The organism is Formosa sp. S-31 (genome assembly GCF_051172795.1).
Taxonomy (GTDB): domain Bacteria; phylum Bacteroidota; class Bacteroidia; order Flavobacteriales; family Flavobacteriaceae; genus Formosa.
Genome location: NZ_JAENDK010000002.1, coordinates 466,628 through 482,212 on the forward strand (window position 1 = coordinate 466,628; position 15,585 = coordinate 482,212).

General features: G+C 35.5%; 14 protein-coding genes. 3 read left to right on the forward strand and 11 right to left on the reverse strand.

The annotated features are described in order from the left end of the window. Positions 1 to 33: 33 nt before the first annotated feature. The 8 genes from I3217_RS02315 to I3217_RS02350 form a co-directional block, all read right to left on the reverse strand. Positions 34 to 1,062, reverse strand: coding sequence for a DUF6414 family protein (locus I3217_RS02315; RefSeq protein WP_435048114.1), 1,029 nt, complete (start codon positions 1,060 to 1,062; stop codon positions 34 to 36). A gap of 242 nt (positions 1,063 to 1,304) precedes the next feature. Beyond that, positions 1,305 to 2,693 (reverse strand): sodium-dependent transporter, encoded by a 1,389-nt coding sequence (locus I3217_RS02320; protein WP_435048115.1) that lies wholly within the window; start codon positions 2,691 to 2,693, stop codon positions 1,305 to 1,307. A 338-nt stretch (positions 2,694 to 3,031) separates the two neighbouring features. Then, positions 3,032 to 3,766, reverse strand: coding sequence for a LytR/AlgR family response regulator transcription factor (locus I3217_RS02325; RefSeq protein ID WP_435048116.1), 735 nt, complete (start codon positions 3,764 to 3,766; stop codon positions 3,032 to 3,034). Then, positions 3,763 to 4,827 carry a sensor histidine kinase gene (locus I3217_RS02330; protein WP_435048117.1) on the reverse strand — a complete coding sequence of 355 codons (1,065 nt, stop codon included), beginning with the start codon at positions 4,825 to 4,827 and terminating at the stop codon, positions 3,763 to 3,765. The genes I3217_RS02325 and I3217_RS02330 overlap by 4 nt, the downstream gene beginning before the upstream one ends. 13 nt (positions 4,828 to 4,840) lie before the next feature. Continuing rightward, complete coding sequence (locus tag I3217_RS02335; protein WP_435048118.1) at positions 4,841 to 5,173, reverse strand: DUF4907 domain-containing protein; 333 nt, start codon at positions 5,171 to 5,173, stop codon at positions 4,841 to 4,843. Positions 5,174 to 5,269: 96 nt separating this feature from the next. Beyond that, entirely contained in the window at positions 5,270 to 5,989 is a 720-nt protein-coding gene (locus tag I3217_RS02340) for an intradiol ring-cleavage dioxygenase (protein WP_435048119.1), read from the reverse strand. Positions 5,990 to 6,027: 38 nt separating this feature from the next. Next, positions 6,028 to 7,587 (reverse strand): carbohydrate-binding domain-containing protein, encoded by a 1,560-nt coding sequence (locus I3217_RS02345; RefSeq protein ID WP_435048120.1) that lies wholly within the window; start codon positions 7,585 to 7,587, stop codon positions 6,028 to 6,030. Positions 7,588 to 7,674: 87 nt separating this feature from the next. Then, the gene (locus I3217_RS02350; protein ID WP_435048121.1) at positions 7,675 to 8,661 is read right to left on the reverse strand and encodes a Kelch repeat-containing protein; all 987 of its coding nucleotides are present in this window, start codon (positions 8,659 to 8,661) and stop codon (positions 7,675 to 7,677) included. A gap of 277 nt (positions 8,662 to 8,938) precedes the next feature. On the opposite strand from I3217_RS02350, the gene I3217_RS02355 reads away from it, so the two are divergent. Next, the gene (locus I3217_RS02355; protein ID WP_435048122.1) at positions 8,939 to 10,243 is read left to right on the forward strand and encodes a DUF4270 family protein; all 1,305 of its coding nucleotides are present in this window, start codon (positions 8,939 to 8,941) and stop codon (positions 10,241 to 10,243) included. A 34-nt stretch (positions 10,244 to 10,277) separates the two neighbouring features. Next, complete coding sequence (locus I3217_RS02360) at positions 10,278 to 11,465, forward strand: hypothetical protein (protein ID WP_435048123.1); 1,188 nt, start codon at positions 10,278 to 10,280, stop codon at positions 11,463 to 11,465. A 13-nt stretch (positions 11,466 to 11,478) separates the two neighbouring features. Here I3217_RS02360 and I3217_RS02365 read toward each other — a convergent pair whose 3' ends face one another. After that, on the reverse strand, positions 11,479 to 11,925 hold the full coding sequence (locus I3217_RS02365; RefSeq protein WP_435048124.1) for a cold-shock protein: 447 nt from the start codon (positions 11,923 to 11,925) through the stop codon (positions 11,479 to 11,481). 194 nt (positions 11,926 to 12,119) lie between these two features. After that, positions 12,120 to 12,815: a hypothetical protein gene (locus tag I3217_RS02370; protein ID WP_435048125.1), complete on the reverse strand. Its 696-nt coding sequence runs from the start codon at positions 12,813 to 12,815 to the stop codon at positions 12,120 to 12,122. A gap of 351 nt (positions 12,816 to 13,166) precedes the next feature. Here I3217_RS02370 and I3217_RS02375 point away from each other — a divergent pair, with 351 nt between their 5' ends. Further along, the gene (locus tag I3217_RS02375; protein ID WP_435048126.1) at positions 13,167 to 13,307 is read left to right on the forward strand and encodes a hypothetical protein; all 141 of its coding nucleotides are present in this window, start codon (positions 13,167 to 13,169) and stop codon (positions 13,305 to 13,307) included. Between the two features lie 76 nt (positions 13,308 to 13,383). Here I3217_RS02375 and I3217_RS02380 read toward each other — a convergent pair whose 3' ends face one another. Further along, entirely contained in the window at positions 13,384 to 15,546 is a 2,163-nt protein-coding gene (locus I3217_RS02380) for a S9 family peptidase (RefSeq protein ID WP_435048127.1), read from the reverse strand. Positions 15,547 to 15,585: the final 39 nt, after the last annotated feature.

Here is a 15,585-nt window from a genome sequence, read left to right on the forward strand (position 1 = left end):
CTTTTCATAGGAGCAATCGTTAGGCAACATTTTTTATTCTATTATTACTTCTCGATAAATTCCAATTGGACTTATTGCTATTTTTGGATAGCTAGGTACAAAGAAGAACTTCTCAAAGTTTTCAAAAGACGCAAAAACATTTCGGAAAACTTTATCATAAACAGCTTCTTCCGTCAGTTCCTCTTCATCATAAGCGAGATATTCATCATTTAGATCTACTCTCACATCTTGTTCTTGTGGGCAAGACGTTATAACTCCAAAAACTGACAATTTGATATTTGGTCTACTACCATATGTAAAAATCACATTTTCAAAGTCCCCATTCACTAGGTATTGACTTTTTAGGTTCGCTAAAATTTGAAATTCAGGAAAAGAATCAAATGGCGCCAGTCTGAAATTCAATCGGTTTGGTGAAAACGTATCTAAAAATGTCTTTACTCTTTCTACAAATGTTTCATCAAGTAATTGTGCTTCTGAATGCTCTTCTATAAATTTATCAAATGATTTTTCAGCTGCTTTTAATCTATTCAGTTCCTTATGATTTTGAGATTGTTTAAGTCCTTTTTTTAAATCGTTTATTTGCTTTCTTTGAGCAATAATTTCCGGATTGTTTTCTAAAGCAGAAGCATAAATCAACCTTTGTATATCGTTGAAATTCGCCATAATATTTTTAAACCTCCCGTAATCTTCAAAAGAACTCCAGCCATTAGCCTTTACGAACGTGTATCCTGGGACATTTTCTAAAAAGTCATTAAATGATTTACCATCTGTAGTCAAAGCTTGATTTAGGTCTTTTAAAACATTTTTCTTGGTCAACTTAGATTCTACTTCATTCAGTAACTCGTGATAGAGTTCAATTCTTTCCGTTTTTATAGTTTTTTCGTCCGCTATTGCTCCAACCTTTGCCTTTAATAATTTTATATCAAAACCAAATTCAGATTGAAGTCCTCCTTGTTCTTCGATAGCTCTAGTTATTTCGCTAACAATTCCACCACTCAACTGACTGTTAAGTGATTTTGCTTTGTCATAATCGAAGTATATTAAGTCTTTTACTGAATTCATATGTTTTTCTCAAATGTTTTCTAACATAGGAATAAACACAATTGTATTTATCCCCTTTTTATTTCATATAAAAATAGAAAAAATCTTACAACCTATGGAGCAATACCAGTTGTTAAAAGTAGCGTTAATAGATAAACTACTTAAGTTTAACTGTTTAAGCCTAAAATATTTTTAAACAGCATTTTAAACCTGTTTTCCGGAAATGTAAGGTGTAGTTTATTGTAAGTGCTAACAAGGGTTTATTAAATTATGGTGATTCCGAAATATCTGTCAAGAATCGTAAATAGCAAAACGACACTTAACACTACTGGGCACACGTAGCCAATTAGAATCCGTAATACTTTCCGGATGAATGCCGTGTTATAAGCGGGGAACCCTGAACTAATTTCAGCGGCGAGCTTGTCGTCTTTCCAAACGTGAATTGCAAAAACAGAAATGAGTATCCCTCCTGAAATCAGTAAGATATCGAGTGAATGCATTAAGAAGGTCAAAAAGTTAGTGGCCTGTGTATCGCTTCCATAGTGAATAAAGTTTGTAAAGAAACTGGAATAGCCATTTCCCAGCATAGAGGGTATGCCTAGCACAAAAATTAAGATACACATTACAATAACCGCCTTCCTGCGCGGCATTTTATGGGTGTCGATTAAATAGGTAACAGGCACCTCAAGCAATCCGATGGCACTGGTTAATGCCGCGAACGTGAGGAGCAGAAAAAATATTACCCCTATAATGCTGCCCCAGAGATTCCCAATAGATGCAAAGACGCCTGGTAAGGTCTCAAAAATCAACCCCGGACCTCCACTTACATTGTCCATTAGCCCGCCGCTGATGTAGGCCACGATAGGGAACAGCATAAACCCTGAAAGAAATGCCACTACAACATCACTCAGTGTTATTAATGCAGCAGAAGATAGTAGGTTATCATCTTTGGATATATAACTGCCAAAGGTGACGTAAATAGATAGCCCTATGGAGAGCGAAAAGAACGCCTGACTAATGGCACCATACACAACCGAAAAATTCAATTTAGAGAAATCGGGAATTAAATAAAACGAAACCCCTTTGATTGCATGTTCAAGCGTTAGCGTATAAATCGACAATAGCACAATCATGACTAATAATATGGGCATTAATAGTTTAGAAGCTTTCTCTATGCCGCCAGCAATACCTTTAGATACAATAATAGCTGTTACAACCATAAACACGATGCCGTAAGTTCCAATCAACCATATATCTGCTACATAGGTGTTGAATTGGGTCCCGATTGAAAAATTACCGACAAGCATCTCTATAACATAACCGAGAGACCAGGCTGCAATGGTAATGTAAAAGGATAAGGCAATGGTACTTGATAAGATTCCCATTTTTCCAAGAAAGCGCCATTTCGGAAATCCCAGATGCCCGAATGCACCAGAGGCGTCCTTTTGTGTGTTTCGACCAACCGCAATTTCGGTGAGCATAATAGGCAGACAGAAAATAAAACAAAACGCAAGATAAACAAGCAGAAAAGCGGCTCCTCCTCCATTCGCGACTTCGAACGGGAACCGCCAGATATTACCAAGACCTACAGCGGTTCCGGCTGCTGCTGCTATAAATCCAAATTTACTATTAAAATTTCCTCTAGATGCCATAGACGGTAATTTAGGTTGTAGTGTTTATTCCTATAATCTTTAAATGAATTTACAGAAAAACCACAAACAGCTAAAAAACAATTTGTTAAACAGTAGATAAAACTGTTAAAATCAACTCGGAATATTAAATAACCTTAATCCTACTTTAAATTTCACAACGCGACACAACGGGGAGATTGTTTGCATCTTATTGATATTAATGAAGTCTTAAATTAAATACCAAACGTTCCAAAATTTTTAGAACGCTAATTTCCATAGGACAGGGAATCCTTCAGTAGCGCTATATTTAGTCTTCAGTTGCAGTTTTCAAGATACAACAGCTTTCAACTATTAAGCCCCTAAACTCCCAAACGCTCTAAAACCTCTTTTTTAAAGGTTTCGCCAATAGGAATACGCATATCGTCATGCAAAACAATCTTTGTTTTTTGTAGCGCCTTAATAGCATTAATGTTGACTATAAACGATTTATGCACCCTTAAAAACTGGTTGTTTTGTGGCAATTTCTCTAAAATTTCTTTAAAGCTCGACAAGGTAATAATGGCTTTATTGGTGTCGATGACATGAATTTTAATATAGTCTTTCAGTCCCTGAATATAAGTTATTGTATCGGTTTTAATTTTAATGTTTTCGTATTCCGATTTCACAAAAATAAAGTCGTTTTCGGGTTTAGGCAAAGTGCCTAAAGTAACAGGGATGCCGTTAGCAGATTGTAAATGTTCCAATTCGTATTTTTCTTTTGCTCGTGAAACTGCTTTTATAAAACGGTGAAACGGAATGGGTTTCACCAAATAATCGGTGGCGTTTAAGTTGAATCCGTCTAAAGCGTATTGCGGATAGGCTGTAGTAAATATAAATTGAGGTAAATTTTCGATCGATTTTACTAAATCGATACCACTTAAATTGGGCATTTCAATATCCAGAAATACTAAATCTACTTTGTGTTTATTTAGTAAGGTAATAGCTTCTAACGGATTCGTGCATTTAGCTACAATATCGATACCTCCCAGCTGTTTTAGATATGATTCTACAACGTCAATTGCTAAAGGTTCATCATCTATAATTATACATTTCATACCGTTAAATTTAAATTCAAGGTTACAATAAACTGACTGGAATCTTCATCGATAAGCAACGTATGCTTATTGGGGTAAAGTAACTGAAGACGCTCTTTGGTGTTTTGTAACCCAATTCCGGAATTTTTCGGATCCTGCTTCCTGTTTCCTATTAAATTTATGCATTTAAAATCTAACACGTCACCTTTAACCTGTATTTCGATATGCACCAGAGTATTACCTTTAAAATCTGTCCCGTATTTAAACGCATTTTCAATAAATGGAATTAGTAATAAGGGTCTTATTTTCTGACGATCTACATCGCCCCGAATATTAATAATCACATCTTTATTATTCGCAATTCTTAAGCGCTGTAGCTTTAGATAGTTCTGAACATATTCCAGTTCATCTCTAAGTAATACAAATTCATTATCTGCCTGATATAACATATATCTCATAAGTTCGGAAAGCGTAATTACGGCTTCCGGAGCGTCGTTAGACTTTTTACTGGTTAAAGAATAAATACTGTTTAATGAATTAAATAAAAAATGCGGACTCAACTGATTTTTTAAAAAATGTAATTCAGCATTAGATTTCTGACTTTCAATTTCTTGTTGCAGTTTAATATTCTTCTCCCATTCCAGATACATTTTTATAGCAGTACCTATAACGATTAAAATAAGGTTAAAGAATAGTGGAAATCCAAATCGAAATTCTCTGATTTTTGGTTTTGGCCCGGAAGTATCAAAACCGTCTGGAGGCGGTAAATTCTCTGGCTTAGGCATGTGCTCCATCAGCGCAGGCTTTGGCAGAATAAATTCAGTAAAAACTACAGCCAAAACAATAAGTACAATAATACTTAAAAAATATAGTACCTGCTTTTTCTTCAGTAAAAACTGCGGTACTAAAATTAAATAATTGATATAAAACGTTATTATGCCAACCATTAAAAACCCCAAAAAAGGAATGGGTAATTTTCCCGTATTCAGATAAATCTGAAGAAAAAATATGCTAAAGAATATAGCCCAGATTACAACTTGAATCAGTGCTTCCTTTTTAAAATTTGGCTTTAATTTGGTCATAGACAGTTTTAAGCTAATTTATACAATTTAATGCTACACCAAGCGCTTCCAGTTCTGTTTTGGTAATGCGTGGATTTTGTTTGTGTTCCAGTTTTGAAATAACAAGCAAACCTGTTTTTTTAGCGTCTTCTGAGCTGCAAAATGCCGTGTTTTCTGCTATTGCAGGAATTACATCCTGTTGAATTAAAACCCGTTTAGACACACTTATTTTATACCCGTAACCTGTTGTTACCGGATACACTTCTATATTGTAATTCGATGTTTTCGACTTATAACTGTTGTGGGTTAAAATAGCTAACAAACAAACAACACTCAAGCCCAGAATTATTTTTAAACGTTTTTGCATACACTTAAATTTAACCCTAAGAGACCTCCTAATCTCTTAGGGTTTTTAAAACAGTAAAAATGAACTAAACAAAAAATAAAAACTAACTATTTTATTCTATACCGTAATTACCTTTTCCAGAGTATAACCGTCTTCTGTATTTCCAGAAACACTATCAGCCATATTGCCATCCAGGCTATCGGAAAATACATTATCGCTTTCATTAGACGTATCGGCTTCACCGTTATAATAGGTCGTACTGTATACCGTATTACAAACTTCCTTTGGAAAAGCAATCTGTGTTACACCTAAAGATTTTTCATCGGTATCCAGGATTTCTATATGGATATGAGGTGCTCTCCCCCTGTACCAGCCGGGAAATATACTTATAAATGAGACTTGTCCGTTACTATCAGTTAACTGTCGTCCTCTTAAAAAGTTTTTATCACTGTAGTTTGTACTCTGCATATTTGTGCCGCCATATTGTGAATAATTACCCTCGGAATCGCAATGCCACAAATCAACATACACTCCTGCCAAAGGATTGCAGACATCGGAACTTTCGCGTTTATTTACAGTTAAATTAATTAACAGAGCCACACCATTTCTATCTGAAATAATATTTGCTTTTACCAGACTGGCCGGTGTAATTATAGGGAATGGTCCGGCAGTTTCCTGCGGAGATACGGTACAAGATCCGTCTCCAGAAGTTGTAAAGGTGTTATCAGTTTCTATATCATCATCCGAGTTAGAGCATGATGCCATAACTGTTGGTAAACCCACCACTACAGTACCAACCCCAAGTAATCCTTTTTTTAAAAATGCTTTACGTTTCATATTATTTTGAAGTTTTGGTTGAACGTTTTTTAGGTGAATTATCTTCCACCCGGACCTACTGCACCACCAATTTGAGTGACCGTGGCATTAACTGTAAATTTACTAAATGATGTTCCGCCACTATAGCTTCCGGAAATATATAATCCCTGGAATTCAGTTCCATTACTTACAGAACCTCCACTGTAAATGTTGTATGTGACATCGGACTCTAATTTTGCACTTGAATATAAAATAGTGTTTACAGATTTTGGAATTTGATATGTTAATGCTTCCAAACCATCTTCGGACTGAATATGCAGTAAAGTATTTGCATTAATACCATCAAAAATCAAAGCGTTCTGAGTAGACACACTTGCTGTTGGTTTGGTTGTTGTACCTCCCAGACCAAGCAAAGTGCCTCCTGTTATTTTAAAGGTATTGTTATCTGCATCCACACCGCCTTCAGGGCTATTACTCCCTATGGCTATAATGGTTCCACCGGTAATCGTAATATCAGCGTTTGTGTCTATAGCATCGTTAGAATTGCTATACACATAAATTTTACCGCCATTTATATACAAGTTACCAATAGCATTTAAACCATCATCTTCAGCATTAATTTCAAAAGTCCCATCATTTATAGTCAGGATTCCTTTACTTTCTATACCCTCACCTTCAAATGTATTTATATTAAAAGTACCTCCGTTTATGGTTACATTTGGTGTAATAGAAGTATCAGGCTCCGATTCGTCTGTAATATCGTAAGATGCTACAATACCGTCGTCAGCCACATCTAAATTAAAAGTACCGTCATTTACAATAATATATCCTTCTTCACAATCTATACCATCACTTGAAGCTACAATATTTAAAGTTCCACCATCGACAATTAAATAATCATTCGTGTGAATTCCATCTTTTACGGCTTCAGTAATATTAATTTCACCGGATCTTACCCGAATGTAGTCATCGCTCACAATACCATGTTTATATTTACCGGCGACATTTAAGGATCCAGTTCCGCTAAACACCAATTGTCCTTCACTAAAAAATGCAGCCTTTGCATCTTCATCTTCCGGAATATTACTGTAAGAAGCGGCATCACTAACCGCGTTTTCGCCTTCTAAAATTACAAACACTGTCTTACTGGATTGTACATTAATTGCCGGACCTTCATTATTTGTAATAGAGGCATCTTTCAGAGATAGCTTAAATTTTTTATCACTATAAATTTTTAGTGCTCCATCGTTAGTAGATCCCGAAATTTCGTAGGCCACTCCTGACACAGCAGAAACAACGGTAACCTTACCTTCCTCCTGTGTTACTTCTACTCCATTACCAGAAACCGGATTCGAGATGGTTGCAGCGTTTTCTGAAAAATCAATTTTAACAGTATATTCAAAACTTGCGTTTTCCACCAAATCATCTTCATCAGCTCCTATACTGGAAACATCACCTTCTGGTGTTCCTGAAGCATTCGTTTCTGTAATAGTTACCTCAAGTGCTTCAGTTTGATCTGTTGAATCTTCTGAATTTACATCATCATCCGAAGAACAACCTGACAGACAAATTAAACTGGCAACTAAAATCAAACCTTTTATTTTTTTAAGCGTTTTCATAATCATTGTATGTATTTAAATTAGAGTTGACTTATATTGATCTAATAGATGGGATGAATTGAAGTTTAGGGATTACTATTTTAATTTTTAATCCTCGTCGTCGTATGTTTCCTGAGGAAATAACTCGTAGTTGTCATCCAGATACAAACTTCCGCTGCGTCCTAAAAGTACAAATGCCCGGGTTCCTGTAGAAAATCCTAACGCATCCTGGCGAGCAGTTGCTTCTAAATTTGTAATTTCTTCCCAGGTATCACTTCCTGGGGTGTATTCCCAGATACTACTGGAAACCCCTCCATTATAACCTGTAGTAATATACCCTAGACCATTTAAACTAAATCCTACGGCATTCGAACGAGCAATAGCATAATCATCTTCTTCATCCAGGTCGTTTAATCGTGTCCACACCTCGGTTGACGGGTCAAATTCCCAGAAATCTTTTTTATACAGCCCATTACTTACTCCGGTACCAAGGTACACTCTGTCATTAATGGTGAAACTCGTAGCGAAACGACGTTTTTCTCCGCCAAAACCAACTAATTCCGACCATTGATCTGTAGTTGGGTTATATTTATAAAAGTCTTTCTTATCGTTTTCTCCGTCATATCCAGTACCGATATAGCCTGTATTATTTGCTGAAAAGGCAACAGCCGAGCGGCGTGGTCCTCCTTTAAAATCAGCTTTTTGTGTCCAGACATTGGAACTTTGGTTGTACTGCCAGAAATCACTTAATTCATCAACACCATCATAGCCCAATCCAATATAACCATTGCCATTTATAGCAAACCCTGATCCCGCGCTTCTTGGAGTACCCGGAAAATCTGCTTTCTGAACCCAGTAATCCCCTTCAATATTGTATTCCCAGAAATCATTTAAATAATCATCGCCGTCATACCCCGTTCCCATATAGCCTTTATTGTCAATTACAAATCCTACAACATTACTCCTTGGAACACCATCAAAAACAGAACGTTCTTTCCAGTTTCCACGATCACCGTCATCATCATTACCGGAACAATTATAAAAACTTACTGCCAGTGCACATAGCACTAATAATTTAACTGAATACTTAATCATATTGAAATTACTTTTTATTTTTTGTTTTTCTCCTGCTGTTACATACTTTATGGAGAATAAATTTTCTTTCAAACTTAATCTCAAACAACTCTTTTTAAAAATAAACTAGATAGACCCCGAGATTGTCTATACCAACCCCCAATCCTTTTCGATAAACTCTAACCCGACGTTTTGTAGAATTGAAATGCTATTTGGAATAGATAATTACTGTGTTGGTCTATTGCTTTTTACAGAATAACAGACTAATATTAAGTTCGTTCGATTTTAAAACTAAACTATGAATCGAACACTTCTACAAAATCTGTTATTAGGATTAAGCATGACCTTTCTTATTATGGGCTGTGAACCCGATAATTCAACTACCGTAGGCGAAGACTGGATAAATAACGACACGAAAGTGTTTTACATCGACACCTTTACTGTTAAGACGTCTACCTTTAAATACGACTCTATTTATATTAGCAGTCCCAGCAGGCTATTATTCGGCTCTTATACAGACCCCGTATTCGGAAGCATTAAAGCAACACCGTATATTCAATTATATTCAGAAAAATTCGATATTGACAGCGATGCGGTCTACGATTCTATAGCCCTTATTTTAGACTATAATTCATATTCCTACAACGATACCCTTTCGGTCCAGAAATTTGATGTTTATGAAGTGCTGGAAACGCTTAAACCGGAAGCTACCTATTTTTATAACACCTCTACATATACCAGAAGCGCTACTTCTATAGGTAGTATCTCGTGTTACCCTACTCCTAAAAAATCTGATTCTTTACACTTTACCTTAGATAGCTCGTTTGGAAAAACACTATTTAGTACTTTACAAAATAATGAAATCAACAACTTAAGCGAACTGTTAGACACCTATAAAGGTTTAACTATTGAGCCTTCAGCCGAAAACACCGCTATTTTAAGCTTTAACACAACTTCCAAATTACGATTGTTTTACAGCATAAAATCGGAAATAGAATCGGAAGTTAGTTATTTTGATATCACCCTGAACGCTGGAAAAAGTTTTCACAACATTGCTACAGATTATAACAACACCTATTTTAAAACCTTAACAGAGCAGCAACGCTATATTAGCAGTAAAACGACTGATAATTTAAGTTATATACAGGCCGGAGCCGGACTGGCAACGCGTATTGACATCCCGTATTTAGAACAAATTAATAACATTACAGGTTCCGGGTCTATAACAGGTGCTAATTTAAAATTCACCCTGCAAAGCAATACAAACACCAACAATCTTACGACCAGAGATTCCTTAGAGGTATATATTATAGATCAAAAATCAAACGAATTATCTCAGCTAATAGACTACAGCGGGGATTATGCTTATGCCATAAAAGGCAGTAACGCTTCCGAAATGGATCAGGATACATATAACATTAACATAAAATATTTCCTGGACCAGAAGTTAGAAGCAAACAACCGTGACAATTTGTTTTTAGCAATTAAACCTAAGGGATTTACAGATTCTGTAGATCGCTATATTCTGGAAGGTGAAAATTCAGATAAATCTCAATACAAAACCACTTTAGAACTTTATTATGCCCTTTACGACAATGAATAAATATTATCTTTTTACTTTAATAGTCCTGATTACAATGACATCCGGTTTTAGTCAGAGTAACACCCTCTCAAGTTCACCTTACTCGCTTTACGGCCTGGGATTATTGAATAATACCAATACCGGAAAAACCACAAGTATGGGAAACACAGGAATTGCGACAGGATCCAGTACGTTTATAAATAATATGAACCCCGCATCGCTGGCAGATATTCCCTTACACGCTTTCTTTTTTGATATCGGTATAAAATCTGAATTTGGAGTTCAAATTGAAGGCGCGCAGCAAGACACTAAATTAAACGCCAATTTCTCGAACATGGCCTTTGCTTTTCCAATAAATTCTAAATCAGGATTGAGTCTTACCTTAATTCCTTATACCAATGTTGGTTATAGTATAAGTAATATTGAAACAGATATTGAAGGATCTACGAATACATTTTTAAGCGATATAGAAGGATCCGGAGGTTTAAATGATTTAAAGCTGAATTATGGTTATAAACTACTGAAGAATTTAAGTTTAGGTGTAACCGGTTCGGTTTTGTTTGGACAGATTAAAGAAACAGAAACCAACTATATTGGCAGTAATATTTTAACTGTTTACGATGCCAACAGTTACAGTGGTTTGCGATTTGGTGCCGGAATACAATATTCGCCGTTTAAACATACTACCTTTGGATCGATAATTAATTTTGGAACCGCTTTAAAAGGAAGTCGCGATACTACTGTATCTCAGTTATACGATAGCGATATTTACACGAATAATACGCTTGATAATTTTAAACTTCCTATGGAACTTGGTTTTGGTTTTCAAACTCAGATAAAAGAACAGTTTACTGTCGCTTTTGATTACAGAAAAAACTACTGGAGTAACACCGAACAAAAAGATCAACTCGGCACATTTGTAGATCAGAACAGTTTCGGTCTTGGTCTGGCCTTTGCTCCAAAACAAAATACAACTAAATTCTGGAATGCCCTGGAATACAGAGCCGGCTTAAATTACGATAGTGGAAATCTGGAAATAAACCACAAAAAAATAAGTAATTACACCGTAGACTTCGGACTTGGAATTCCTTTGAGATATGATGGACTTTCCATGTTAAACCTTACTTATTCTTATGGCAATAAAGGACTTGTTTACGAGAGTTTAATTCAGGAACATTATCACCTATTAACCCTTAATATCAGTATGGCCGGACGCTGGTTCGAAAAAAGAAAATTTAATTAGAATTTACTTCTAATTAAATTTTCTTTACGCGTACAGCGTTCATACCTTTCATACCACGTTCTAACTCAAATTCTACATTATCATTTTCTGCGATGGCATCTATTAAGCCACTAACGTGACAAAAGTGTTTTTCCTGGGTATCATTATCTATAATAAATCCGAAACCTTTAGAGGTATCAAAAAAGGCTACTTTTCCTTTTTTAATCGGGTCTACTTCTTCTGTAGATTCTTCTTTTTTAGGAACCCCTAAAACAATTTCATCAGCATCTACCTTAATTTTTTCGGCAGGATCTGGCGGAGTATCGGTTAAATTCCCATACTGGTCCACATATGCAAATTGAATTCCCTGGTTTTCTTTATTTGCTTTGCGCTCTTCTTTTTTCTTTTGTTTTTCTTCGCGCTTTTTTTGACGGGCTTTTTCTTTTTCTATTTTATTGTATGCCTGTTGGGACTTAGCCATGAATTACTGTTGTATTAATTTTTTAAACTTATTAGATGTTCCGATTTGTGTATTAACCTAAAGAAATGGGCTAACATAAATTCAAATCTATACAAATATAATAGAAGTTATTGAAATTTGTTTATTAAGAACGAAAACTATTCTTAAGAAATGATTAACTAAAGGTTAGTTTATTATTAAAGAACGCAATACACTTATTCCTTTACGACTATAATACTGGCCTTTACACCTGTGGCTAAATTCCACTGATTACCGGTTATAATGTTTCCGTTTTCATCCAGAATTTGAAATTCTGCAGTATTCGGCCCAGACGTTCCCTGATTAATGGCTTTAAAATCAATTTTATTAAAGCCCGGTTGCAACTCCAGCTTAAAACCACTATAACCGTTTGTTAGTAAGACATTGGACTGAATAATATCGTCGTTAACCAAAACCATAATACGATCACCATCGAAAGCCTGATGGTCGCGGTACACTATATTTACTTTCCCCGATTTGGTCTTTACATCTCCAAAATATACATCAACCAAACTTCCGGTAGCGTCTGGATTTGCTGCTTCTGATTCAGGCATTTCTAACTGACGATTTAATTTTTCCTGATACAATTCGGCCGGATTTCCAAACTTCTTTTTATAAAACATAGAAAACTCTTCCTCTGTATTTAAATCGGGACGTTTAGAAACAGATAAACCATTTACACTATTTTCGTTAGGAGTTGATAAGTCAGTCGATTCCAATGGTTCTATATTTAAACTATTGGTTTCTGTTTCTTCGCCTTGTTCACTTTCAATCGCCGGAATAGTAGTAGATTTACTTTCTCGATTGTCTATTTGAGACCACACAGAAGTTGAAAACAAAACGGTAAAACAGAAAAAAAGAATATGTTTCATAGGGCTTAATAACGATTTCAAAAATATATTTTAATTTTTAATAGTAACAATAATCATTCCTAAAAATTGTTAAGATTTCCCTTTATTTCTACAAGTATTTCTGCCAAATATCATACCATCTTAAATACTAAAAATTTGTTAATATCCTGATTTCAAACGTTTACACTGTAACAAAACAGTTTATGCCTCGTCTATCTTATATAACATCAAACAAAAACATCAATCAAAAAATCGAACATCATGAGAACTTTAAACAACAATCAAATTACAGGAACAGTACATTATTCTAAAAGTGAATCTTGGAACAGCAAAAGACGTTATCGTTTAAACTATTAATTATTTTGAATTGCTATGAAAACACTAATAAAACACCTCAGACATTCGCAGAATTACAGCGAATCTGTAGAATTAAATTTTCTGAAACGCAGTATTCAAAATTTTAATTCTACCAAAGAAGCCTTATGGTACGGTAGTAAACGTTATGCCCATTAAACACCTCCGGAATGAAACTAAATCAAACAAAATAGCCTGGAAAAATTTCCAGGCTATTTTAGTTTCTATTGTATTTTTAGCGATTCTCAGTTTCCAAATCCAGCAAAAAGGCATATTCCAAAGCTCTTATCTTATAGCGCTCAAAACGACCGGATGCACCACCATGACCTACATCCATATTACAATCCATAATTAAAAGATTGTCGTCTGTTTTTAAAGCTCTTAATTTGGCTATCCATTTTGCAGGTTCCCAGTATTGCACCTGACTATCCCAATACCCTGTTGTAATTAATAGATTTGGATACGCTTTAGCTTCTACATTATCGTATGGCGAATACGATTTGATATATTCGTAATAAATACTGTCCTTAGGATTTCCCCATTCATCAAATTCGAAAGTCGTTAACGGAATGCTTTCATCTAACATCGTCGACACGACATCTACAAAAGGGACAGCAGCTATTACACCACGCCACAATTCTGGTTTCATATTTACTATGGCTCCCATTAATAATCCACCGGCACTGCCGCCCATTGCATATAAATGCTCTGGCGAAGTAAATTTCTCTTTTACCAGATAATCGCCACAATCAATAAAGTCGGTAAAGGTGTTTTTCTTTTTTAACAACTTTCCATTTTCATACCATTGTCTCCCCATTTCTTCTCCTCCGCGAATATGAGCAATAGCATAAATAAAACCACGGTCTAACAAACTTAAAACACTGGAATTAAAACTGGCATCCATAGTAGAGCCATAAGACCCGTAACCATATAATAACAATGGATTTTCACCGTTTTTAACCATGCCTTTTTTATATACCAGTGAAATGGGTACCTGAGTGCCATCCGTTACTGTAGCCATTAAACGTTCTGAAGTATAATGTTCGGGACTAAAATCTGGATCCAGTATTTCTTCCTGCTTTAGTAAAACCTGGTCTTTGGTCTTCATATTATACTCAAAAGTGCTCATTGGTGTTGTTAGTGAGGAGTAATTATATCGTAATACATCCGTATCAAAATCTAAATTTGAAGTCGTGTAAACCATATAAGTCGGGTCATTAAATTTTAAATAATACTCAGAACCATCCCACTGTCTCACTCGAATCTGACGCAAACCACCCTGTCTTTCTGTTAAAACTAGATAATTTTTAAACAAATCGAAATCTTCCAGCAACACATCATCTCTATGCGGAATAACATCAACCCAGTGTTCCTTTCCTGTAGCGTTTATTGGCGTTTCCATTAGTTTAAAGTTCTTTGCCCCATCTTTATTCGTACGTATATAAAAATGATTAGCATAATGATCTACATGATATTCAAGATCCTTTTCCCTCGGTTGCACCACTTTCCAGGTTCCATCTGGTGTTGTAGCATCTATATATCGATATTCTGTCGCCAGCGTTTGAAAACTTCCAATAAAAATATAAGCATCTGATTTTGATTTAAAAACACCGCAACGATACGTCTCATCAGTTTCTTCAAACACCAGAACATCTTCACTTTGCGGTGTTCCTAAAGTATGTTTGTAAATTTTATCACTTCTTAAAGTCTCCGGATCTTTGGTAGAATAAAAAACGGTGGAATTATCGTTGGCCCAAACCGCACTTCCGTTGGTATTAACTAGTTTATCGGCTAAAAGTTCTCCTGTTTTTAAATTCTTAAAATAAACGGTGTATTGTCTTCTTGAAATGGTATCTACGGCATAGGCTATAATAGTATTATCAGTACTTACATTGCGGGCACCCATACCAAAATACGCCAGGCCTTTGGCTAACTCCGGTCCGTTTAACATGACTTCCACAGCCGAACTGTCTGTTTTCGATCGGCAATATAATGGGTAATCATTCCCGGCCTCAAATTTGGTAAAATAGGAATACCCATTATGAGTAACTGGAACAGATTCATCATCCTTTTTAATTCGCCCCGTCATCTCATCGAATAATACCTGCTGTAAAGAATCTGTATGACTCATGACTTCTTCTGCATACTCATTTTCTGCATTTAGATAATCGAGTACCTCCTGCGTCTGAACATCCGGTGTTTCAGCATTTTTCTGTTCATCGGACAATCGCATCCAAAAATAATTGTCGATACGTGTATCGCCGTGAATAGTCAATTCTTTAGGTTCAATTTTAGCTATCGGTGGTTTCGGTACTTCCGCTAAAACTTCCGACTCCTGCTTTTTACAACTAAACTGAAGCAGTAAAAGCACGAAAAAACATTTAAAATAAAGTTTCATAATGGTGGTTATAAATGGTTTAAACCTAAATATAACCAA